Raw genomic sequence first — 21,821 nt, 5'->3', positions numbered from 1 at the left:
AGCCAAGGTCGGTACAGCGATGCCGAACCTCTGTACATTGAAGCTTTGGCAATGTGCCAACGGGTGTTAGGCGTTAATCATCCCACTACAGCGACAATTCGAGATAATCTAACAATCCTGCAACGCCAGTCTACTCCCCGTGCTACCCGGAAACGTCGGTTAGGTCAGTTTGTCCAAACGTTAAAGGTAATATTAATTTTACCGTTTTCTCTGTTGTGGCGATTGGCTAAAAAATTAATTCGTAATTAAAAGAGCGAGTCCAAGCGATAGAAGTAGTTTTGAGCGTTCGTCGTACCACTTCGTGGAAGCAAGCTACGCGTAGCGTCTCGTAGAGAAGACGTTGCCGTTGGCGTTAGTGTAGCGTATCGCAGACAAGCCTCTCGTTCGCGCAGCGTCTCCGACAGGAGAAGAGAAGGCATCGCTATTCTCTCATCAACGAAGGTGCGATGTTAAACGTTTCCTCAAAGGCAAAGCCTAACAACCTTGATAAGATGGAAAAAATAGTTTAACCTAACTGCTAAGGTTATGAGTAACATTAATATTTCCTTGCCTGAGTCGATGAAAGCCTTTGTTGAAGAACAAGTGGCTGAAGGTGGCTACGGTTCAGTTAGCGAATATCTATAAGAGTTGATCACTCAAGACCAAAAACGCAAGATGCAAGAACATATAGAAGAACTTTTAATTGCAGGACTTGAAAGTGGAGAGACGATAGAAGTTAATGATGAATGGTGGCAGCAAAAACGCACACATTTGTTTGACCAGATGCATCAACACAAATGCGTAAGCGTAGCCCGCCCGTCGTAAGCGATCGCCTTTTACAATTGGAGTATTAATTGTATTTACGTCTATGAACTTTCCTCCCCAACTCCAACAAAAGATTGAAAAATGGGCAAACAGTCAGGGGATTTCGACTGAGCAATTTGTTTTGCAAGCTATTGCAGAAAAAATTGACACGCTGAGTCAGCAAGTCACTGAAGAACATACTCAACAAAACTCTGAGATGACCAATGTACTGCCCCTTAACCAACCAAACATTTATCGAAAAGAAGGAATTTTAGTTGTAGAGGCAGAATTACCAGAAAACTTTGATGTTAATGCTTTTATAGATGAGTTGAGAGAAGAACGTATTCAGGATCAAACAACTTAATGAAAGCCTTGTTTGATACTTCTGTCTTAATTTCTGCATTCATTGTCAATCACCCACAACATTCTGTTTGCTTTCCCAAGATTAAAGCTGCAAAATCTGGGCAAATTCAAGGGTTTATCTCAACTCACAGTTTAGCTGAAACATATTCTGTAATCACACGCTTACCCATTCAGCCGCGTATTAGTCCTCAACAAGCTGAGATGATTATTGTAGATATGTCACAGTATTTAGAGGGAGTTCCACTACTTTTTAATGACTATCAGGCTGCAATCGCTCAAATGGCAACCTTAAATCTTCCAGGTGGCGGTATTTTTGATGCTTTAATTGCTCAAGCTGCTTTCAAAGTACAGGTAGACGCTCTGTTTACCCTGAATCCAAATCACTTTACTCGTTTGGGAAATGCGATTGCTCACATTGTGCAAGTCCCCAATTAAATGCGTAGACGCTTCTTTGGCTTGTCGTCAAACATCGCTTTTCGTGTCATAAAAATCAATCAGTATGACCAGTGCGATCGCTTTACTGTGACTATTGGGGTAGATGCGATCGCACAGTCTCGTAGAGAAGGAGCTTGTGATCAGGCAATAATTGCCATTAAACAAGGTAATGTGATTGATTTACCTGAGAATATCCCTGATTTCATCCTGGCACATCTTAACAAACTTAACTGCGATCGCTCGGAAACTGAACCAGATAACCCTACTGTCCAACTGGTACAAATCTAAGCAATACGATGACAATATAAGTAACTTTAGATAGAGCCGGAATCATTGACGTTCTAAGTTTATACGCAATACAATTAATTGTTGTAGAGCCTAATGATAGAGTTAATTAAAATAATTTTCCTATATAATAATAGACGAGCAATATTAAAGATAATTTGGATAAAACATGATGAACACCAAAATTATTGCTTTCTTGGGAATTACGGCAGCCTTTGCAAGCTTAGGAAGCCAAGTATACGCACAGTCACCAGCATCAAGCTCAAATCTAGAGCAATACAGATTAACTGGTGATTCTCTCGCTGGAATTAATCATAGAACAGCCCAAAATGACTTTGGAAGCTTTTTCGAGCAAACTAATCCAGCAAGCATTTCCAACAATAATAGAAGAGACAATAAAACTCCAGTCAGAATACAGTTTAACGAATCATTATCACAGCCAGACACTTCTGTTTTGTTAGCACCGGCTCAGTCTGGAAGTGAAAATGATGGATTGCAAGTACAGTTGGATTTACAGAAAGAATAACCAGGCATAAAGATTGAGTTCATTCACTTACCATTACGATCCGCATCACCCCACCCCGGTTTTGTCTAAAGCCAAAACCGCCCTTCCCCTTATCAAGGGGAGGGGTAAAGCGTATGTGGTACAAGCGCTGGCATCTTGCCCATCTAGCTTATGCAATTTAAATGTGGAACAGCTTATTTCTGCTTGAATTAAAACAGTTTTGTTAGGAAATATTGTTAAGACAGCAGCTATTTTGGCTGATCATCCTACGTCCTCTACAAGAATAAAGTTTCGTACCTAACTAAATCCGCCTTCCTGAATTGCTAAATGTGCAATCATTTTGCAGTAGAATTAATCGTCTAGATAAGAGGAGGGCTTTTAGATGACTCGTGTCATCATTGTGCGCCACGGTCAAAGCGGTTATAACACCGAGCGGCGTATTCAGGGACGCACTGATGCGTCAACATTAACCGAAAAAGGTCGTAACGATGCAAGTATTGTTGGCAAAGCCCTCAGCAATATTTTATTTAATGCGATTTACAGCAGTCCCCTGCAACGAGCGAAACACACAGCAGATATTATCCATAGTGAGTTAGCTACTCATGCTGAACAGTCTGCTGTAATCCAAGTTTCTGATTTGCTGCTAGAAATTGACTTACCTTTATGGGAAGCACTGCTAACTGCTGAAGTTAAGCAGAAATTTGCCGAAGACTACCGCACTTGGCATCAACGCCCCGACGAACTGCGGATGCTGCTAAATGATGCACAAGGAACAAGAGAACATTTTCCTGTTCTTGCTTTATATGAACAAGCACGGCAGTTTTGGCAAGAAACTTTGTCCCAACATCAAGGCGAAACTATTCTGATAGTGGGACATAACGGCATTAATCGCGCTCTGATTAGCACAGCCTTGGGAATCCCTCCAAGTCGCTACCATTCAATACAGCAATCTAACTGTGGCATCAGCGTACTAAATTTTGCTGGAGGCTTGGGGGAACCAGTTCAGCTAGAATCCTTAAATCAGACACAACACACTGGGGAAAGTCTACCCTCATTGCGACCGGATCATCAAGGAATACGGTTATTATTAGTGCGTCACGGTGAAACTGACTGGAATCGCCAAACCAGGTTTCAAGGGCAAATTGATGTCCCCCTCAATGACAACGGTAGACAACAGTCGCAAAAAGCAGGCGAATTTCTCCAAGACGTAGCGATTGATTATGCTGTCAGTAGCCCAATGCTGCGCCCTAAAGAAACAGCAGAGATCATCCTAAAACAACATCCTAATGTAAAGTTAGACTTGCAAGATGGTTTAAGAGAAATCAGCCACGGACTCTGGGAAGGGAAATTTGAAAGCGAAATAGAACAAGAATTTCCCGGAGAGTTGCAGCGCTGGCGGTTAGTGCCAGCCCAAGTGCAAATGCCTGAAGGAGAAAATTTGCAAGAGGTGTGGGAACGTAGCGTTGCAGCTTGGCAATCAATTGTAGAAACTGCATCAACTAATCAATTCAAAACTGTATTAGTAGTAGCTCACGATGCAACTAATAAAACCTTACTTTGTCACGTTCTAGGTTTATCGCTGGAAAATTTCTGGAATTTCCGTCAGGGTAATGGTGCAGTTAGTGTTATCGACTATCCTTGTGGAATCGATAGTTTACCAGTATTGCAAGCGATGAACATCACCGCTCACTTCGGTGGAGGCGTACTAGATAAAACAGCAGCAGGGGCGTTGTGAAAAAGAGACGCGATTCATCGCGTCTGTACAGGAGTTTGGAATAAAGTTAGGAGTGAAAAATTATGAGTAATGAATAAAGTTAGAAGTGATGAGCGAGGAACAAATAACTCTTAACTCTTAACTCCTAACTCATAACTCTTGTACAGACGCGATTAATCGCATCTCTACCCCTAACTCATAACTAAAAACTTTTATGATTGAACTGCTGCAAAAAGTACGGGTAATTGACCCAGTTTCTAAAATCGATGAACTCTTTGATGTGCTGATTGCTGATGGTTATATTCAAGAAGTGGCTTCGCACATTACTGACATCAGCCCCGATACTCCAATCAGAGATTGTCGGGGATTAGTTATCGGGCCGGGGTTAGTAGATTTATACAGCCATTCCGGTGAACCAGGGTTTGAAGAACGAGAAACCCTGTTATCTCTCTTACAATCTGCTACTGCTGGCGGCTTTACTAGAATTAGTATCTTACCTGATACATCCCCAGCTATTGATAACCCTGCACTTGTGGCACAGTTGCAGCAAAAGAGACACGGGGAGATGAGGAAGAAGGAAAAAATTAATTCGGCTCCCCTTTCCTCCCCTGCCTCTCCTGCTCCCCTTGCCTCTCCTCTCCCCCTGCTTCATATCTGGGGTGCTATCACTCTAGATGTTGCTGGGAAGCAAATGACGGAATTGGCAGATTTAGCGTTTGCTGGAGTTGTTGGTTTTAGCGATGGTAAGCCCTTAGAGAATTTGGCGCTGGTGCGGCGAGTGTTAGAGTATGTCCAGCCGTTGGGTAAACCAATCGCATTTTGGCCTAGCGATCGCCAGTTATCAGCAAATGGTGTAATGAGAGAAGGAACAGATGCTCTGCGTTTCGGTTTACCCCCAATACCCGCCAGCGCAGAAACTACTGCGATCGCAGCAATGCTTGAATTGGTTGCAACTATAGGTACACCAGTCCATATTATGCGCGTCTCCACATCTCGCAGCGTGGAACTCATCGCTTTAGCTAAAGCCGCTGGTTTACCCATCACCGCCAGCACCACCTGGATGCATCTTTTACTTGATACAAAAGCGGTTAAAAGTTATAACACTAGCTTGCATTTAGACCCGCCATTAGGAAATTCTAGTGATGTCGCAGCATTGCGTGCAGGGGTGCGTGCGGGTGTGATAGATGCGATCGCTATTGACCACACACCCTACAGCTACGAAGAAAAAGTCCAAGCCTTTGCCGAAGCACCTCCAGGGGCAATTGGTTTAGAGTTAGCATTACCTTTGCTATGGCAATATCTCGTTGAAACTGAGGAATTTACAGCTTTAGAATTATGGCGGGCATTGAGTAGCAGTCCAGCCGAGTGTTTGGGGCAAAAAGTCAGTGCGATTCTACCTCATCAACTAGCAGAACTTACTTTATTTGATCCCCAGCAAACCTGGAAAGCCGAACGGAAAAGTCTTTATACACTTTCACAAAATACACCTTGGTTAGGACAACAGTTGAAGGGTCATGTTGTGCAAACCTGGTGTTGAAAAATGTAAAATACTCTGAAATTCATAACTTTTTATAAAGTATTAATACATTAGTATTTCAAACTTGTATAACTCATAACTTGAAAAAAAGCTTGTATAGACTACTTCAAACCACTGAATGTAACCGATCCCTTGAAACACTATTTTTTTAGTTTTGCTTACGAAAACGCACCTAAGCTTTACTACTAAATTCTGTGATGCTAGCGGTTAAAAATTTTTGATAATTATTGTTTTAAAGTTAAGATAGATTTGCCCTTACTGCTTGAATTGCTAAATTAAGAATTGATGTAAAGCAGAAAAGGGTGATAGAAAATTGAAGTCTGTAGCTGTAAAGAAAAAGATTAGTCTAGCTGCGATCGCCATGTTAGCAGCAGGAGTTTTAGCCGGATGTTCTAGACCGGAACAACCCCAGACGGCAGAACCAAATCTAGCCCCAGTTCCAAATACACCCCTACAAAAAAATCAGCAAAATCCAGAAAGTCTTTCACCTCCTTCCACCCTTGTAAGTGCAACAAGCGACTCAGTTCAACAACTTCTATCCACCAAAAAATGTCTTGGCTGTAACCTCCGAGGCGCAAACTTAGATAAAGCCGATCTCAACGGAGTAGATTTGAGTAATGCCATCCTGATTGATGCTGACTTGGATGAAACTAATCTGAGTAATGCTAACCTCAGTGGAGCTGATTTAACCGATGCAGACTTAGGAAAGGCAAATTTAACGGGAGCAAATCTCAGCAAAGCTAATTTCACGAAAGCTGATCTAGAAGATGCAAATCTGACCAATGCTAATGTAACTGATGCAATTTTTACCGGAGCAGACTTAGAGCGAGTAATTGGCTTGCATCGCTGAGGTGCAATCGCTATTGATTACGCACCTCAGCTAAGTCGGACTCTAATTCATGCCCAATTCTGACGGCTGATACCTTTCTTCTTTTTTGTTAAACTTCTCTACCGCCTGCATGTGAGGAAGTTAACGTTAAAAGATAGCCGTCCGGCCCGGTCAAAGTAAATGAACTGTGGATTCTGCCTGTTTCGATCTCAGAAACAGTCAGCCCCCACTTCTTAAAAGTATCTCTGGTGGCAAAAACATCATCTACCATCAGATCAAAAGGCGCATTGATTCCAGGAGCGATCGTCTCTGAACTTGTTCTCAAAACTAAGTGCGTTCCTCCCCGTAATTCTAAAACAGCTAATTGTTCTGATTGGGCGATCGGCCGCAGCCCTATCTTAACGAAAAAATCCCTAGCCTCTGGTACATTACTCACATATAATCTCACATGCCCAATAGCCACCGGGGGACGCGTATCTTTTTCTTGTGCAATAGTTTCTGGTAGTGACATAGCTTTAATCCAAAAATCTTTAGTTACCGTTTAACTCTGTTGACTTCAGCAGGTTTGCCATCTCCCAAATCAGCTAGGTCAAATTCAGCAGTTTTGGGCAAATTTATCTGAACGTTTGATAAAGTATCAAGTTCTATTTTAGCATTTTGAAATTGTCCATCTAAAATATGTCCTCCAGTTTTCCGATTTTCAGTTATGAAATGAAAGTGATAGCCATTAACATTTACTCCTTGCATATATTTGGGTGTCCGAAAACCCACTAAAGTACCATTGACATTCCTTAACTCAAAAAAAATTGATTGTTCTTTGACCACCTCTGTCAAAGGACGATAGGGTGGGGTTTGTTTGGGAATACTTCTAAATTTTAGATAAGGAAAATTACCCTGAATACGAATAGCATAAGGATAATTTTTAGTTGGTAAACGTTGATCTAATAATTGCTGCAATTGTTGATAATTAATCTGCCCTTCTAGATTAATTAATATTTGTGATTTAAAAAATGTGACTGTAGCAAAAGGGCTTGTCATCGAATCAGGAATGACAGAGGCAACTCCATCAGCTTTTATCTGGTAAAATTTGCCATTTAATCCAATCATTTCTCCATCAAGATAATTTACTGTCCCCAAACCAAAATCACCAAATTTTTTCAACTGCTTAAAATTAGTATTTCCCTCATAAAGACCTATTGACAAAGCACTAAAGGTAGATGTTTGGAATAGAGTCTTTGATGATGTATATTGCTGAGTGTTGCCTGGAAGAATGATACCTAATAATGCAGTTATGGTTAAAATAGCGATCCATAAATAACGCTTGATTTTCATCAGATCAAAATTATTACTTTGAATACTCTCAAACTACTTAGTAATATCCCTAGTACAGCGCGGCGTAAATAAACCACCCATTCCAAATCAACAAAACTCTTACGCTATATTCATTTTGACTTTTTACTTCCGCCTTGCGGTACTAAATGTCTGGAAGGCGGCTTATCCTAAAGTAGAAGGTTGACAGCGACTAGCTTACAACGTAGCAATAAATGCAAGCATTGATGAAACAAATCTTTTTGCTGGGTGCTTGATTCTTTTGTCTATCTTGTGATAGTTTTCTTTCTACGTCCTCACAAATACTATAAACCCATCGAATTACCGTAGTTTGTTAAATATCATTAACCTAGTTGTAGAGATGTGGGGTTAAGAAGGACTAGCTAAATCTATCGAGTTTATTCTTGTAGGCAGTATATCGTGAACCACCGCTCTAGAAATTCATCTCTAAGCCAGGGCATTCTTTATGAGTAAAATCCGTGCTGTGATTGTTGATCCGAATGTGGTTGGACGTTTGACACTGAGTGAAGTGACTGCACCGAAGCCTGCCCCAGATGAGGCACTAGTCAGAGTGGCGGCGATTTCTCTCAATCGGGGAGAGGTGAAACGTTCAACTTCTGCTGAGGCTGGTTGGCAGCCTGGTTGGGACTTGGCAGGTATAGTGGAAACTTCTGCTGCTGATGGGTCGGGGCCTCCCCAAGGGACGCGTGTCGTTGGCTTGCGCGGCGCTGGTGCTTGGGCAGAACTCGTGTCTGTTCCCACCAACGCCTTAGCAGAAGTGCCGCCATCGGTATCTTTTGCTCAAGCTGCCACACTGCCTGTAGCAGGTTTAACCGCGTATCACGCTGTGCTAAAAGGTGGTTCGCTGTTAGACCGTCCAGTTTTGGTTACAGGTGCATCAGGAGGTGTTGGTTACTTTGCTATCCAATTGGCGCAACTGTCCGGGGCGCAAGTCGTGGCACACATTCGTCAAGCTGGCTATGAAACTCTAGTTAGAGAAGCAGGCGCACAATCGGTGGTGATTGGCGAAGACCTCTCACCCGCCAGCGAGTATGGCCCCTATCATCTAATTGTAGAGTCAGTAGGTGGCAAGACTTTGGGGGTAGCCCTTGGCTTACTGGCACAGGATGGAAAAACTGTGCTGTATGGAGTATCTGGGGGAGCAGAAGTGACATTCGACGCTGCCCAATTTTTCGGGACTGGTGGCGTGAGTCTGTATGGTTTACGTCTGTTCGATGAATTGAGATTAGAATCAGCATCAGTTGGTCTAAAACGGCTTTTGAGTTTAGTAGAAGCAGGTCAGTTACGTCCTCACATTGATTTAGAAGCTTCTTGGACACAAATAGCTGATGTAGCCCAACAATTACTCGACAGGCGTTTTCCTGGCAAGGCTGTATTGCACATTTCCAATTGAGTATTAATAGATGGCATGGGGGATAGTACTGACTTCTGGTTCAAGCTAGATCAGCTTGTAGCTGCTAGTAACCTCAAGATAGAACGCCCAAAAGGGACATCACATCCGCGTTATCCATCCTTAGTTTATCCGCTTGACTATGGATATTTACAAGACACTCGCTCTGGAGATGAAAATGATATTGATGTCTGGATAGGTAGCTTGTCTAGTAAAACAGTAACTGCCGTTATTTGTGGTGTTGACTTGGAAAAACGAGATACAGAAATCAAGATACTTCTGAGTTGTACATCTGAAGAAAGTCGAGTCATCTTGGATATCCACAATACAGGCTCTCAATCGGCAATATTATTGGTTCGCAAGTAAATTACATTTTTGAGGGTAAGGTTGTATGAGTTTAGAACTAAAATTATCAGGTAAAACAGCGATCGTCACAGGAGGAAGTGCGGGAATTGGTTTAGCCACCGCCAAAGCACTCTATAGTGAAGGTGTAAATGTAGCGATCGCAGCCCGCAATCAAGAACGCTTAGATCAAGCTGTAGCTGACATCCAGTCTTTACCCACGTCAGGCGCTAAAGTTATTGCCATCAGCGCCGATCTGACTAAAGCAGAGGATGTTGAGAAAGTTGTCTCTACAACATTAGCCCAATTTAATCAGATTGATATTTTGATTAACAATGCCGGATCAGCCCGTGCTGAGTCTTTCTTAGAATCAACTGATGATTTATTTTTGGATGCTTGGAACTTAAAATTATTGGGCTATATCCGCCTAGTTAGAGCCGTCGTTCCCCATCAAAAAAGTCGCGGTGATGGACGAATTGTCAATATAGTTGGTGGTGCAGGACGGACACCTCGTCCTAACTTTTTAGCTGGTGGTACAAGCAATGCGGCTCTGCTCAACTTCACAAAAGGTATTTCTAAAGAGTTAGCCGAGTACAAAATTCGCATTAATGCCATATCGCCTGGTGCTACAGCTACCGAACGTGCCGAGACTTTAGCGCGGCAGAATGCCCAAGCGCAAGGGATTACCGTCGAACAAGTAAAGGCACAAAACATCCAAAGTATTCCTTTAAAAAGAATCGCCCAGCCAGAAGAAATTGCCGCGCTGGCGTTATTTTTGGTGTCTGATCTAGCTGCATCGATTACAGGAACAGAGATTATCGTTGATGGCGGATCTACCCCTGGTGTTTAGCAGACGCGATTAATCGCGTCTCTACTCTTGTAAAAACATAAACTTCTTAGAGATCAAAAACATGGGTTCTCAATACTTTGATATCAAACCAGTTGCAGGACGTATCGGTGCTGAAATTATTGGTGTTAATCTGAGTTCTAATCTCAGTGATGACACAGTGACAATTGTCGGCGACCTCCCAGTTGGCATCGATGGTAAACAAAGTGAGGGTATCAAAGGAGATGCTTCTAAGTACAACCGTCGTCAGGCGGTGACTGCGTAATGGGGACTCGCGTAAAAATAAAATACCAGCTAGACAATCACTGTGAAGTAAAAGTTTCATTGGTAGTAAAGCAAGTTCCATACTTGGGCAGAGGAGCGATGCATGGGTGATACACGCGCTACTGTTTTGGAAACAATAGCGGATACTTTAATCGAGTGTGCTGAGGCTCTGCCTTCTCGTGTTCTGCAAGTAGCGGTGACAGGCATTACTGCTAGTGGCAAATCCACTTTGGCACAGGAGCTAGCGCAGATACTAACCAGACGTGGAAGAAGTTCTGTTCACATTGCAGTGGATGATTTCCATAACCCACGCGATCTGCGCCATCGCCGAGGCCGTGATTCGGCTGAAGGCTACTATTTTGATGCCTACAATTAGAATCTTGTAACCTCTGCTGCTGAAGCCGCAGCGCAGAATTTCAGCCAAGAAAAACACCTAGAACACTCGCTACGCTACGAACGGGCGAGGGAATTTGTGGATGTTGTCACCAAACTTTGGGACAGTTGGGAAGACGATGCTTTTCTCCACGATAAGGAGTCAGGTATTTACTTTGATGCAGAAAAGTTGCATGTTCCCCACCACAAGGGTAAATATTTCTCGGTGCGCGGCCCGCTCAATGTGGCGCGTCCACCGCAGGGATATCCAGTAATCGTACAAGCGGGATCTTCTGAGGCTGGACAGGATTTAGCTGCCCAAACAGCAGAGGCGATTTTCACTGCACAACAGACACTCGCAGAAGCTCAAGCTTTCTATGCCAGCGTCAAGGGGAGATTGGCTAAATACGGACGTTCCCCTGACCATCTTAAAATTATGCCAGGGGTATTCCCAGTGATTGGTAAGACTGAGCAAGAAGCTAAGGATAAATATGAGCAACTTCAGGAGTTGATCCATCCCTTGGTCGGATTAGGGCTGCTTTCTGGGCTAGTGGGTGGTCATGATTTGTCCAAATATCCCCTAGATGGGCCGCTGCCGGATCTGCCAGATACCAACGCTGGCAAAAGCCGCTTGCAGCTGATCACCGATCTTGCCCGCAGAGAGAATTTAACAATTCGGCAATTGTATTTGTGGATTGCAGGAGCGCGGGGACATCGAACGATTCTCGGAACACCAGAACACATTGCGGATCAGTTAGAAGATTGGTTCGTTAATAATGGGGCTGATGGATTTAACATCATGCCGCCCTGGCTACCTGGGGGTTTAGAGGAATTCGTGGATTTGGTAATTCCCGAACTGCAACGCCGAGGAATATTTCGTACTGAGTATGAAGGTAATACTTTGCGCGAGAATCTTGGTTTACCCCGTCCGGTGAACCAGTTCACCACAAAGACTGCTCCTGAATCTGTGAGCGTCGGTTCCTTGGTATAGTTTTGATTGAACAACTAGCAGTGTTTTTGAAGCGACGGCTTTGATTTCCTCAAACTTCATCTGGTTTGTTATTCCAGTGGTTTTAACAATACAATCAAGTCGTCTCTAAGGAAACTTTTTATCGTGTTGGGCATCCTAACGGTTCTTCTATCCTCCTTTGTTTTGACGTTTCACAACGTTACTGTCCGAGTTTTGTTTTCAGAACATCTCGTACTAGGTTTATTTTTACTCGGTGGATACGTTAAACCGGATTTGCAGAATTCCTTCTTGCTGATGTTCATGCGAATGCTGCTGGTGGTTCCACTCATGGCATCTCTATCATTCAAGCTATATCCATCTGCTTGGACAGAACTCCAAGACTTGTTCATTCGCAAGCGCAAGGATGTTTTGATTCAAGCTCTTGGCTGTGGGGTGCTGATGTTTGTGTATATTGCCTCACTCTACATTGCTATTGGCTTGATTCCCACAGGCATTGCCTTGACCCTTTTCTTCACCTATCCCGTATTTACAGCGCTGTTGTCATGGAGGTTTTTTGGCGATCGCCCCACATTGTTCCGTTGGCTGGTAATGGCTATTATTCTGGTGGGAAGCGCTCTTACCATTCCTCAATCTTCTGCTACCTACAGCAGTCATACCATTGCGATCGGCATTTTCGCTAGTTTTGGCGCTGGGATCGTTTATGCGTTTTATTGCATCATTGCTCAAAAATGTTTAGAAAAATTCCATCCAATTCCCTTTACCTGGATCAGTTTTGCCTGCACTCTACTGCTCTCTGGTATTAGCTTACTGTTCTGGCCAGGTAAAAACGCCCAACTTGACTGGACACCCCTATGGATTGGTAGCATATTTTCCGGTCTTGTCAGCTTTCTCGGACACACTTTAAACAATGTGGGGATTCGGATGGTTGGCGCATCTACCGCTTCCATTATCGGCTCTAGCAGTCCAGCATTGACAGCGTTAGTGGCATGGATAACGATTAACGAAACTTTAAACGTAATTCAGAGCGTAGGGATTGGTGTTGTCACATTGGGGATCGCCTTACTTAGTGCAGAAGGCTTTGTGAAATCGCTCAAAATTAAGGGTTGAATTGGGAATTAATACCAATTCTCTAAAATAAGGCAACAAATGTAAGCAGGGATTGCCTTGCTGCATCTAAATTTCTCAATTGCGTTAGCGAGTCCGCGAGCGTCATTGCGAATTGCGAATTGGTATAAGATATGCCTTTCTCCGCTATCCTTTTTGATCTTGACGGGACTTTGACAGATCCTATCGCTTCAATTGGTGTTACCTATGGCTATGGAAGTGAGGAGGAATTGAAAGCTCATGGTGCTGACTGGATTGCCCATTCTCCAAGTGATATTCCCAAATTAATAATTCGTAAATAATGCCACCATCTTTAACACTTTTCCATAGCTTACTTCTCTTTAGTACCGCTTTCATTGCAGGCGGCTTAAATGCTGTAGCGGGTGGTGGAAGCTTTATCACGTTTCCAACTCTCATCTTTACGGGTGTACCCCCGATCGCAGCTAACGCCACCAATAATACTGCAATTTGGGTGGCTGCTCTAGCCAGTGCTGGAGCATATCGTCAAGATTTGGGCATCGAGCGGCGAGATTTTTTACTTCTATGTGGCGTCAGTTTAGTTGGTGGCATGATTGGCTCCATCGCCTTGTTGTATACATCGCCAGATGTCTTTAAAAAGCTGATTCCCTATCTATTGCTGCTAGCAACAGTTGTATTTACCTTTGGCGAACCGTTCAAAAAGTGGTTGCAGCGTCAAAACCAGAATACATCACCGGAATCTGTACCCTTGTTTAATTTGATACTGGCTCAACTAGCGATCGCAATCTATGGCGGTTTTTTTGGCGCAGGTATAGGGATTTTAATGCTGGCAGCTCTAACCTTCTTAGGTATCAAAAGTATTCACAAAATGAATGCTTTCAAAACATTTTTAGGGAGTTGTATCAATGGTATTGCGATCGTTCCATTTATTTTTGCAGGTGTAATTGCTTGGCATCAAGCTATTTTGATGGCAGTTGGTGGCTCTTTTGGTGGTTACTTAAGTGCCCATTATGCTCGTAAACTTGAACCCCACTTAATTCGGAAATTTGTCATGATTGTTGCCTTTACTATGACTGCCTACTTTTTTATTCACGGTTAAGAACTGGGAACTACTGAGGGGTGAAATATGGAAGCATCAAAAAAATCACAAGTCATACTCCGTGCTTTTAGTTCCAGAAATTTTCGCCTGTACTACATAGGTCAGGCAATTTCTCTAATTGGTACGTCGATGACTCAAGTGGCTACTAGTTGGCTAGTGTATCGCCTCACTGATTCCCCTTGGTTACTCGGTCTAGTAGGCTTTGCTAGCCAAATTCCCACGCTTGTGTTGATTCCTCTGGGTGGAATCATCGCCGATCGCTGGAATCGTCATCAAATCTTGCTTGTTGCCCAAATTCTAGGAATGCTTCAGTCTTTAGCTCTAACTTGGCTAGCCCTAAGCGGTACGATTAATATCCAGTACATTGCAATTCTTGGTGTGCTGCAAGGGATTATCAACGCCTTCGATATTCCGACTCGGCAGGCCTTTCTTCCAGAAACGGTTGGTAAGGAAAATCTTGGTAATGCCTTTGCCTTGTACTCTTCCCTGGTGAGTGTGACAAGTATGTTGGGCCCTGCGATCGCAGGTTTGTTGATTGTGGCGCTGGGATCCGGGTTGTGTTTCCTGATTGATAGCATCAGTTACATCGCTGTAATTATTGCCCTTCTAGCAATACGGCTGACATCTAGAAAAGCCATCATTTCCACACGCAAACCTTTAGAAGAATTAAAAACTAGTTTTAAATATGCCTTTGGATTTTTGCCAATTCGCTCAGTCTTGATTGGTTCGGCTTTAGTTTGCTGCGTGTGGGGATTTTATTTAGCTTTGGGGCCGATTTTTGCCAAGGAGATTTTGCAAGGTGGCCCTAACACCTTCGGTTTCTTGATGACAGCTTCCAGTTTGGGAACCTTAGCAGGTGGTATCTATTTAACTAAGCATAGCAATGTACTAGAGTCGGGTAAAGTTCTAGCATTGGGAATAGGTTTTATGGGGTTAAGCTTGATTGTCTTTGCGCTATCCCGTGTGTTCTGGCTTTCGCTGCTCTCATTATTTGCAGCTGGTTTCGGCTTTATTTTGCAGATAATTGCCGGACGCACTTTGCTTCAGTTGTTGGTGATCGATGAAAATCGCGGACAAATTACAGGTCTTTACGTTATGGCATCTACAGGTGCAGTACCGATAGGCAATTTAATAGCTGGCGCACTAGCAAGTAAAATTGGTAGTAGCAATACTGTCATTCTTGGTGCAAGTATTTGTATTGCAGGCTCAATTTTATTTATACAGCAAATCTCCACCTTCCGCGATCTGGTTCGTTTGAATCTACGTACTGAAGCAACTTAAAAGAAAAATAGTTCTGACTATTTGAAAGAGTGCATAATCAGCCATAACACCAAAAATTAGTAACAACAATGACTACTATAAATGACCCTACTGTTGTAGTTGAAGTAACTGATTTGTATCTCAAGTATGAAGAAGCCCTTTGTAATAACAATTTGGAGGTGATGGATAGCTTGTTTTGGGATGCGCCTGAAATAGTGCGGTTTGGCATCACAGAAAACCTCTATGGTGGCGATGAAGTTCGTAACTTTCGTCAGAATCGACCAAACCCAAAAATAGAGCGAGAAATCTCGCATCTCAAGGTTGTAACCTTTGGGAAAGATGCAGCAACAGTGACTTTAGAATTTCGCCGGATTATCAATGGTGTAGAGCGTTTCGGGCGACAAAGCCAGACTTGGTACAGGTTTACCGAAGGATGGAAGGTGGTTTCAGCCCATGTTTCATTATTGCCAGTGTGAGTTTTAAAACTATGACTAGTATTTTAGTTAGATATTAGCTGCCAGAAAAGATAGTGAGTGGCGATAATACTAGCTTTACCTGATTTAAAATCATTAAAAACAATTTCTGTAACAAACGTTAAATAGAGGTTTAAATATGCTAAGTACATTTGATTGGATTGTATTAAAATCTAGACATATAGTAAAAGATAGATGGATTTCAGTACGGTCTGATACTTGTCAAATGCCTAATGGAACAATAGTTGACCCCTATTATGTTCTGGAATATCCAACATGGGTAAATGTTGTAGCTTTAACCAAAAATCAGGAAGTTATTTTAGTAAAGCAATATCGCCACGGTCTGAAAAAAACAGTTATAGAATTGCCCAGTGGTGCTGTAGAGACTGAAGATATTTTACCAGTAGAAGCCGCAAAGCGCGAATTATTGGAAGAGACTGGTTACACTAGCAATCGTTTTATTGAAACTGGTATATTATCACCAAACCCAGCTAATCATAATAATTTAACCCATTGTTTTTTAGCAACACATGTGGAATGTGTTGCTGATTTAAAGTTAGATTTTACTGAACAAATTGATGTAGTTTTATTGCCTTTAAAAAAGGTCATTGAGGAGATTGACCAAGGTATACTGCTGCAAACATTACATATTAGCTCATTATTTTTTGCTCTAAAAAAGCTTGATAAAGGGCAATTTTATTAGTCATCTGGCTAGAGTTGTCTTTGTCAATAACTTCATTAAAGGATAAGAGATAAATGACTGCAACCATTTCATTTGATCGCGTTTCTGATATCTACGATGCAACACGAGGACTACCGCCTGAGATTTCAGAGCAAATCACAAATTTTATCCTCAATCTAGTTTCAGCAACAGCAGAAACCAAATTCTATGAAACAGGTATCGGCACTGGTAGAATTGCTGTCCCGATCGCAAAAAGAGGTTACTCTTATACTGGTGTAGATATCTCGGAAAAAATGTTAGCTGAACTGCACCAAAAACTAGAGGGTGTGTCTCATCAATTAATAGCAATTAAGGGAGACGCAACTTCTCTACTATTTGCTGATAATTCTTTTGATGTGGCGTTAACAGTTCATGTGTTTCACCTGGTTTCTGCTTGGAAGCAAGCACTAGCAGAAATTCGTCGAGTCCTTAAACCGGGAGGAATTTACCTCTACACTCACGGTAATATGAATTTCAGCAAAGTTAATGAAGATGTCAATCAGGGTAGATTTGAATTTCAGCAACGTTGGCAAGATATCATTGCTAGCTATGATTATCCCTTACCTCGCTATGGTGCAACAGAAGAAGAGGTTTTAGGTGAGTTGCGCGAACAAGGAGCAAATTTAGAAACAGTTGTTGCAGCCAAATGGCAGTCTAAACTAACTGTGGGCAAATTGCTTGAATCTCATCAAAACAAGATTTATCGCCATACTTGGCACATCCCAGATGATATCTTTGCCCGTGCAATTCAAGATTTGCAAGACTGGGCTTTGCAACACTACGGCTCTTTAAACTACGATTTGTCTGGTGAAAGTAGGTTCAAGATTGTAGTAGTACGCAACTGGACTTAATTGCGATAAACAAGTTTGTAGTAAAGACTTTAGTCCTTGTCTTACAGCAATTTTCAAGTAGTTAAACCACGACTGAAACGGGGAGTAGAAAGTGTGGAATAGTGTAGTTAAATTATTTGAAAAGCATTATAAGCACTGAAGTACTTACTACGTAATAGATAAAGATAAACTGGACAATGACTAAACGAGGATTCACTAATGATATTGGAAACTCAACGCCTATTACTGCGGGAAATGACGCTTTCTGACCTCGACGCGTTACTGCTTGTCCTCGGCGATGCAGAGTCGATGCGCTACTACCCAAAGCCCTTTGACCGCGAGATGGTGGAAAAATGGATTGATCGGCAACGCCGCAACTACGCACAGCACGGCCACGGCTTGTGGGCGATGGTTCTCAAGACCACGGGTGAGGTAATCGGCGACTGCGGACTGGTTTGGCAGGAGGTCGAGGGACACCAAGAACTCGAAATTGGTTATCATGTCCGCCGCGACCAACAAATGCAGGGTTACGCAACTGAAGCTGCATCTGCTTGCCAAAACTACGCCTTTAACGTGCTGGGTAGCGTAGGCGTAGCCCGCCGTAGGCATCGCGTGATCTCCCTGATTCGCCCAGAGAATATCCCCTCTCGGCGCGTAGCGGAAAAGAACGGACTCAAGGTTGTTCAGGAAACACTCTGGCGCGACATACCGCACTATATCTATGCTGTGGAGCGTTGAAAAATTGAACTTTTTGCAAAAATTAATTTTTCTATAAATCAATACAGTTCAGTTAGCGTCAAAAATCATAAACTGCGTAGGTTGGATTGTAGCAAGATCCCTTTATACCAATTCACGAAAATCCTGATATTAGACATCTGGTGAAATTAAATATGCGTTATCCAGAACCCTTGTAGAGACCTAGCAGTGCTACGTCTCTACATTCATTTTCACTCCTGTGTCTAGTTAACTATTTGCTGCACCTGCTAATACAGCCACATCTGGTATAGAACCATCATTTAAGATTGGTTGGCGAGTTTTCAAATCAAATTTGTAGCCACGCGGTAAGACATGAAGCTTTGCTCCACAAATCGCTAAAGCTTCATCCTTTAAAATTTCGCCCATATTGTTATATGTAGCCTCTACATCGACAATTGTGACTGAACCTTCACCAATGATTTCAACTTGTTTATCAGTAACTACCATCGCTGTATTTTCATCAATACCAAATCCTAAGTCAGCAGGCTCTTGTATCAAAGCTGAAATTAAGCGTCCCAAGCGTCCACGCTGTAAAAAATGTTGGTCAATTACTACTCCAGGCAAAAAGCCTAAACCTGGGCCCATATCTACAATTTCCACCCGAGGGTTAGTTTGAGAATCGCCTTCTACAATCATTTTATCTGGCATTACAGCTGCTCCTGCACTTGTGCCTGCAATAACTGCCCCTTCAGCAAAACGCTTGTGAATAGCTCTGTCAAGTTCAGTATCTTTAATAACGCTTGTAATTCGAGCTTGATCTCCTCCAGTAAAGAATATTCCTGTAGCTTTGCTGACAGTTTCTAATGCACTAGAAGAAGATGCATCATTACGAGTTTCCGTATCAACAATACGAGCATCTTCACATCCTAACCGTTCAAATACTCTAATATAATTTTCTCCAACCTCTCTAGGTAGTTCTGTGGCTGCTGTCATAATTACTATTCTTGCCTTCGTACCCCCAGCGCGTCGTACAAACTCGCGTAGGATTTGACAATCTTCCTTTTTATCTTCGGCTCCGCCAATAATTATTAGTTGTTTGCTATTACTTTCCACAATAACGACTCCTGATATTAAATTAAGTAATTTCAGTTAACTATGATAATTAACACTAGTTCATCAGTCCTTGGAAATATTGAAATACATCCTTAAAGATGATATTTTTAATTAAATTATTTAATTTAGGGTGAATAGCCTAAAATCCCATTCTAAGCATTGCTGCAATTAAAAAGACAACCCTTTTCACCTTTTGATAACAGTCGTGTAACTTTAATTAATGTTTACAATATTGGCTATGTTAATAGGTCATCAAAAGCTATAAACTGTTGACTAATAAGTTGTAAAATTGCAATCATATAAGTTCCTACTTTATCGCGCTTTCTTTAGTTAGTAATGAACTCCTTCGGTCATTTATTGGAAATTAGGTGTAATCTGTTTTACTAATGAATTCTCAACTATGCAAGCGATCGCCACTGTTAACTGCTGTGGTGTACCCATGATCTGCTCCGGAGCAATGATTAGTTCACCCCGGCTTTGGATTAGCGTTCCTTTATCATCTTCGAGAAAGTGATTTTTGCCTTTACAGTGGACTGCTTCAGTAAAAGCGTGGGTTTTGATGCCAACTAGTTGCAAATTCCGAATTATTCCAAATAGAATCTTCTGTCCAATTGAGCAAATCTTCGCTTATGAAAGCACGCGCTACTGCTGGAATATTGGCACTACCATACCACTCATGTACTAAGTATAAAAGTCCGTTTTGCTTTTGGCTTGATTTGAACTTAATTTGTCTAACCTTTGATATGTAGGGTACGAGTTCTGTTAGCTTGTCTCGAGAAGTGGCATAAACCAAAAGACGAGGAAAAGGGATACGAGCATCAATGGAAATCAACATGGAAATTCATATAGCATAAAACGTTATTTAGGTTGTAACCAAGAAAGCTTTCAGTTGCTTTTATGAAAGTGGATAGTTACCGCTTTATTGCGAAAAAATGCGGAATGCCGGTTGAAAATTATTATTTTTATTATTGTGGCGATCGCACTGCTACACTATCACCTGGTGTTGAAGGCCATCTCACCGTTAGAATAGTACAGTCAGACTGAGCAACCCAGCAATGTGGTACACCCGCAGACCACAGCACATAATCACCCTCACGAGATAGAATCATCTCCCGATCCTCAAACTGAAGGCAAAATTGGCCATTAATCAAAATCGAAAGAGTCGCGGCTGTGTCATTTACTCCCCACTCAGTTCTACTGTCTCCTGCTTTATGGACACCCCACTTTATTTCTAGTGCTGTGGTTGAGCGAGGATCATCATCTGGGGTGATGAAGTAACCCATAAACCAACCCCAGCGATTTGCACCTTCGCTAGCAGCATTCCCAAAAATAACTTTAGGCTGCATCACTCACCTTCTTCATTGATGACTAGTTAAAATAGATAAACACAGATAATTAATTATCAAAATTATCTGCGTCCATCTGCGTCCATCTACGGATTTAGATTAAGGTGAGTTCGACTAACATCTTCCTTTAGAAAAAGATCGAGCTGGCTTTGCAAGGTAATAGATAAGTAAGTTGGCGTACACCATAGCTACTATTGACTGGGAGCAGCAGGTTGCGATTGAGGCGATTGAGGTTGTTGGCGTAAACGGCGCAAAGAGTCCCGCAACTTGTTCTGGCTAGTGTTATCTCTTCGCCGCCGCGGATTTGTGGTTGATTGTGGCTTTTGTGATGAATCGGTAGCCCTTTGCTCACGTTGGATACTGCGTGAGGAATCTCTTGCACTTCCTTGAGTAGGAGTTGTCCTAGCTCCAGATGATGAATTTGTAGGAGGAGTTTCCGCTTTTTGAGGTTCTAGTCGCCGACTAAATCCAGATATTGCTGGTTTTGTGGCTGTAGCTCCGTTAGATGAAGGTGGCAACTCTCTGCGCCTACGTCCTGGAGTTTCCTGTATAGAGTTTGCAGTAGTTGCCTGCCGAGTTCTTTCTTCTGCTTGTCTTTGTGCTTGCCGTTCTTGAACTTGGCGCGATCGCCGTGAACCTTTTATGGCAAATTCAGTGGCTATAGCTACTCCTTGTCTACCACCTTCTGCGGGTTTTAATTTCCACTGACGCGCTTGTCTGGCTGTTTCTTCATCTAAGTCGCGGTTTCCACTGGAACGAGCAATCCGCACATTAGTAACATTACCTTGTGCATCAGTATCTACAGCTACTTCTACTCTGCCTTCAACTCCTCGCCGTCTTGCTGCCTCTGGATATTTAGCACTACATTCGCGGCAGGCTGCACGACCATTACCATTACCTGAACTGTTAATTTTTGGAGGTGTAGGCGCTGTTGCTACTGTGGGACGGTTTCCTGTTCCATTGCCAATTCCATTGCCAGTGCCACTACCAATTCCATTGCCAGTGCCACTACCGGTTCCACTACCAATTCCACTACCAATTCCACTACCGGTTCCACTGCCAATGCCTCCGCCAGTGCCAGTGCCAGTTCCACTGCCAATGCCTCCGCCAGTGCCAGTGCCAGTACCTCCGCCAGTGCCAGTTCCACTCCTTGTACCTACAGCAATACCACTACCTGAGCCTAAACCAACACCAGAACCGCCACCGCCGCCACC

At 42.6% G+C, this 21,821-nt stretch carries 29 protein-coding genes and 1 pseudogene; 23 read left to right on the top strand and 7 right to left on the bottom strand.

The features are described 5' to 3' along the window. Positions 1–249 (top strand): tetratricopeptide repeat protein (locus tag ACFE90_RS20660; RefSeq protein WP_375503792.1); only part of this gene is annotated, 249 nt, incomplete at its 5' end. Here ACFE90_RS20660 and ACFE90_RS20655 read toward each other — a convergent pair. Continuing rightward, positions 246–419: a hypothetical protein gene (locus tag ACFE90_RS20655; protein WP_375503790.1), complete on the bottom strand. Its 174-nt coding sequence runs from the start codon at positions 417–419 to the stop codon at positions 246–248. The two genes, ACFE90_RS20660 and ACFE90_RS20655, sit on opposite strands and share 4 nt — an antisense overlap. A gap of 106 nt (positions 420–525) precedes the next feature. On the opposite strand from ACFE90_RS20655, the gene ACFE90_RS20650 reads away from it, so the two are divergent. From ACFE90_RS20650 to ACFE90_RS20615, 8 genes are all read left to right on the top strand, one after another. Further along, positions 526–624, top strand: a complete 99-nt coding sequence (locus ACFE90_RS20650) for a type II toxin-antitoxin system ParD family antitoxin (RefSeq protein WP_375503788.1) — start codon at positions 526–528, stop codon at positions 622–624. A 223-nt stretch (positions 625–847) separates the two neighbouring features. Beyond that, the gene (locus ACFE90_RS20645) at positions 848–1,147 is read left to right on the top strand and encodes a hypothetical protein (RefSeq protein ID WP_375503786.1); all 300 of its coding nucleotides are present in this window, start codon (positions 848–850) and stop codon (positions 1,145–1,147) included. After that, positions 1,147–1,581, top strand: coding sequence for a type II toxin-antitoxin system VapC family toxin (locus ACFE90_RS20640; RefSeq protein ID WP_375503784.1), 435 nt, complete (start codon positions 1,147–1,149; stop codon positions 1,579–1,581). The genes ACFE90_RS20645 and ACFE90_RS20640 overlap by 1 nt, the downstream gene beginning before the upstream one ends. Then, complete coding sequence (locus tag ACFE90_RS20635) at positions 1,582–1,869, top strand: hypothetical protein (RefSeq protein ID WP_375503782.1); 288 nt, start codon at positions 1,582–1,584, stop codon at positions 1,867–1,869. Between the two features lie 166 nt (positions 1,870–2,035). Next, positions 2,036–2,392, top strand: a complete 357-nt coding sequence (locus ACFE90_RS20630) for a hypothetical protein (protein WP_375503780.1) — start codon at positions 2,036–2,038, stop codon at positions 2,390–2,392. A 361-nt stretch (positions 2,393–2,753) separates the two neighbouring features. Further along, positions 2,754–4,106 carry a histidine phosphatase family protein gene (locus ACFE90_RS20625; RefSeq protein WP_375503778.1) on the top strand — a complete coding sequence of 451 codons (1,353 nt, stop codon included), beginning with the start codon at positions 2,754–2,756 and terminating at the stop codon, positions 4,104–4,106. Between the two features lie 193 nt (positions 4,107–4,299). Continuing rightward, entirely contained in the window at positions 4,300–5,622 is a 1,323-nt protein-coding gene (locus tag ACFE90_RS20620; RefSeq protein ID WP_375503776.1) for a dihydroorotase, read from the top strand. A 313-nt stretch (positions 5,623–5,935) separates the two neighbouring features. Next, positions 5,936–6,472, top strand: a complete 537-nt coding sequence (locus ACFE90_RS20615) for a pentapeptide repeat-containing protein (protein ID WP_375503774.1) — start codon at positions 5,936–5,938, stop codon at positions 6,470–6,472. 88 nt (positions 6,473–6,560) lie between these two features. Here ACFE90_RS20615 and ACFE90_RS20610 read toward each other — a convergent pair whose 3' ends face one another. Then, a complete protein-coding gene (locus tag ACFE90_RS20610; RefSeq protein ID WP_375503772.1) occupies positions 6,561–6,962 on the bottom strand; it encodes a VOC family protein in 402 nt (133 codons plus the stop codon). Between the two features lie 23 nt (positions 6,963–6,985). Further along, positions 6,986–7,783: an acetolactate decarboxylase gene (budA, locus tag ACFE90_RS20605; protein ID WP_375503770.1), complete on the bottom strand. Its 798-nt coding sequence runs from the start codon at positions 7,781–7,783 to the stop codon at positions 6,986–6,988. Between the two features lie 463 nt (positions 7,784–8,246). On the opposite strand from budA, the gene ACFE90_RS20600 reads away from it, so the two are divergent. The 14 genes and pseudogenes from ACFE90_RS20600 (at position 8,247) to ACFE90_RS20535 (ending at position 18,190) form a co-directional block, all read left to right on the top strand. Continuing rightward, complete coding sequence (locus ACFE90_RS20600; protein ID WP_375503768.1) at positions 8,247–9,194, top strand: zinc-binding dehydrogenase; 948 nt, start codon at positions 8,247–8,249, stop codon at positions 9,192–9,194. 15 nt (positions 9,195–9,209) lie between these two features. After that, the gene (locus ACFE90_RS20595; protein ID WP_375503766.1) at positions 9,210–9,557 is read left to right on the top strand and encodes an Inorganic pyrophosphatase; all 348 of its coding nucleotides are present in this window, start codon (positions 9,210–9,212) and stop codon (positions 9,555–9,557) included. A gap of 25 nt (positions 9,558–9,582) precedes the next feature. Further along, positions 9,583–10,383 carry an SDR family oxidoreductase gene (locus ACFE90_RS20590; RefSeq protein ID WP_375503764.1) on the top strand — a complete coding sequence of 267 codons (801 nt, stop codon included), beginning with the start codon at positions 9,583–9,585 and terminating at the stop codon, positions 10,381–10,383. Positions 10,384–10,444: 61 nt separating this feature from the next. Further along, complete coding sequence (locus tag ACFE90_RS20585) at positions 10,445–10,645, top strand: hypothetical protein (RefSeq protein ID WP_375503762.1); 201 nt, start codon at positions 10,445–10,447, stop codon at positions 10,643–10,645. Between the two features lie 102 nt (positions 10,646–10,747). Further along, entirely contained in the window at positions 10,748–11,020 is a 273-nt protein-coding gene (locus tag ACFE90_RS20580; RefSeq protein ID WP_375503760.1) for a hypothetical protein, read from the top strand. After that, a pseudogene (locus tag ACFE90_RS20575) lies at positions 11,021–12,007 on the top strand (LLM class flavin-dependent oxidoreductase); the annotation flags it as partial. Between the two features lie 123 nt (positions 12,008–12,130). Next, positions 12,131–13,093 (top strand): DMT family transporter, encoded by a 963-nt coding sequence (locus ACFE90_RS20570; protein ID WP_375503758.1) that lies wholly within the window; start codon positions 12,131–12,133, stop codon positions 13,091–13,093. A gap of 170 nt (positions 13,094–13,263) precedes the next feature. Beyond that, on the top strand, positions 13,264–13,392 hold the full coding sequence (locus ACFE90_RS20565; RefSeq protein WP_375503756.1) for a hypothetical protein: 129 nt from the start codon (positions 13,264–13,266) through the stop codon (positions 13,390–13,392). Next, a complete protein-coding gene (locus tag ACFE90_RS20560; RefSeq protein WP_375503754.1) occupies positions 13,392–14,168 on the top strand; it encodes a sulfite exporter TauE/SafE family protein in 777 nt (258 codons plus the stop codon). The genes ACFE90_RS20565 and ACFE90_RS20560 overlap by 1 nt, the downstream gene beginning before the upstream one ends. Before the next feature lie 27 nt (positions 14,169–14,195). Next, positions 14,196–15,449: an MFS transporter gene (locus tag ACFE90_RS20555; RefSeq protein WP_375503752.1), complete on the top strand. Its 1,254-nt coding sequence runs from the start codon at positions 14,196–14,198 to the stop codon at positions 15,447–15,449. 68 nt (positions 15,450–15,517) lie between these two features. Continuing rightward, on the top strand, positions 15,518–15,904 hold the full coding sequence (hpxZ, locus tag ACFE90_RS20550) for an oxalurate catabolism protein HpxZ (RefSeq protein ID WP_375503750.1): 387 nt from the start codon (positions 15,518–15,520) through the stop codon (positions 15,902–15,904). A 223-nt stretch (positions 15,905–16,127) separates the two neighbouring features. Next, a complete protein-coding gene (locus ACFE90_RS20545) occupies positions 16,128–16,604 on the top strand; it encodes an NUDIX hydrolase (protein ID WP_375503748.1) in 477 nt (158 codons plus the stop codon). 53 nt (positions 16,605–16,657) lie between these two features. Then, positions 16,658–17,473 (top strand): class I SAM-dependent methyltransferase, encoded by an 816-nt coding sequence (locus ACFE90_RS20540; protein ID WP_375503746.1) that lies wholly within the window; start codon positions 16,658–16,660, stop codon positions 17,471–17,473. Between the two features lie 198 nt (positions 17,474–17,671). Then, positions 17,672–18,190 carry a GNAT family N-acetyltransferase gene (locus ACFE90_RS20535; protein ID WP_375503744.1) on the top strand — a complete coding sequence of 173 codons (519 nt, stop codon included), beginning with the start codon at positions 17,672–17,674 and terminating at the stop codon, positions 18,188–18,190. Positions 18,191–18,415: 225 nt separating this feature from the next. Here ACFE90_RS20535 and ACFE90_RS20530 read toward each other — a convergent pair whose 3' ends face one another. From ACFE90_RS20530 to ACFE90_RS20515, 4 genes are all read right to left on the bottom strand, one after another. Further along, positions 18,416–19,264, bottom strand: coding sequence for a cyanophycinase (locus ACFE90_RS20530; RefSeq protein WP_375503794.1), 849 nt, complete (start codon positions 19,262–19,264; stop codon positions 18,416–18,418). Positions 19,265–19,615: 351 nt separating this feature from the next. Then, entirely contained in the window at positions 19,616–19,837 is a 222-nt protein-coding gene (locus ACFE90_RS20525; protein WP_375503742.1) for a hypothetical protein, read from the bottom strand. A gap of 389 nt (positions 19,838–20,226) precedes the next feature. Continuing rightward, entirely contained in the window at positions 20,227–20,607 is a 381-nt protein-coding gene (locus ACFE90_RS20520) for a signal peptidase I (protein WP_109007262.1), read from the bottom strand. A 191-nt stretch (positions 20,608–20,798) separates the two neighbouring features. Continuing rightward, on the bottom strand, positions 20,799–21,821 hold a 1,023-nt coding region (locus ACFE90_RS20515), incomplete at its 5' end, for an energy transducer TonB (RefSeq protein WP_375503740.1).

Origin of the sequence: uncultured Nostoc sp. (assembly GCF_964245445.1) — a bacterium.
In the GTDB taxonomy this organism is placed as follows: Bacteria; Cyanobacteriota; Cyanobacteriia; order Cyanobacteriales; family Nostocaceae; genus Nostoc.
This window is presented reverse-complemented; position numbering and strand designations above follow the sequence as displayed.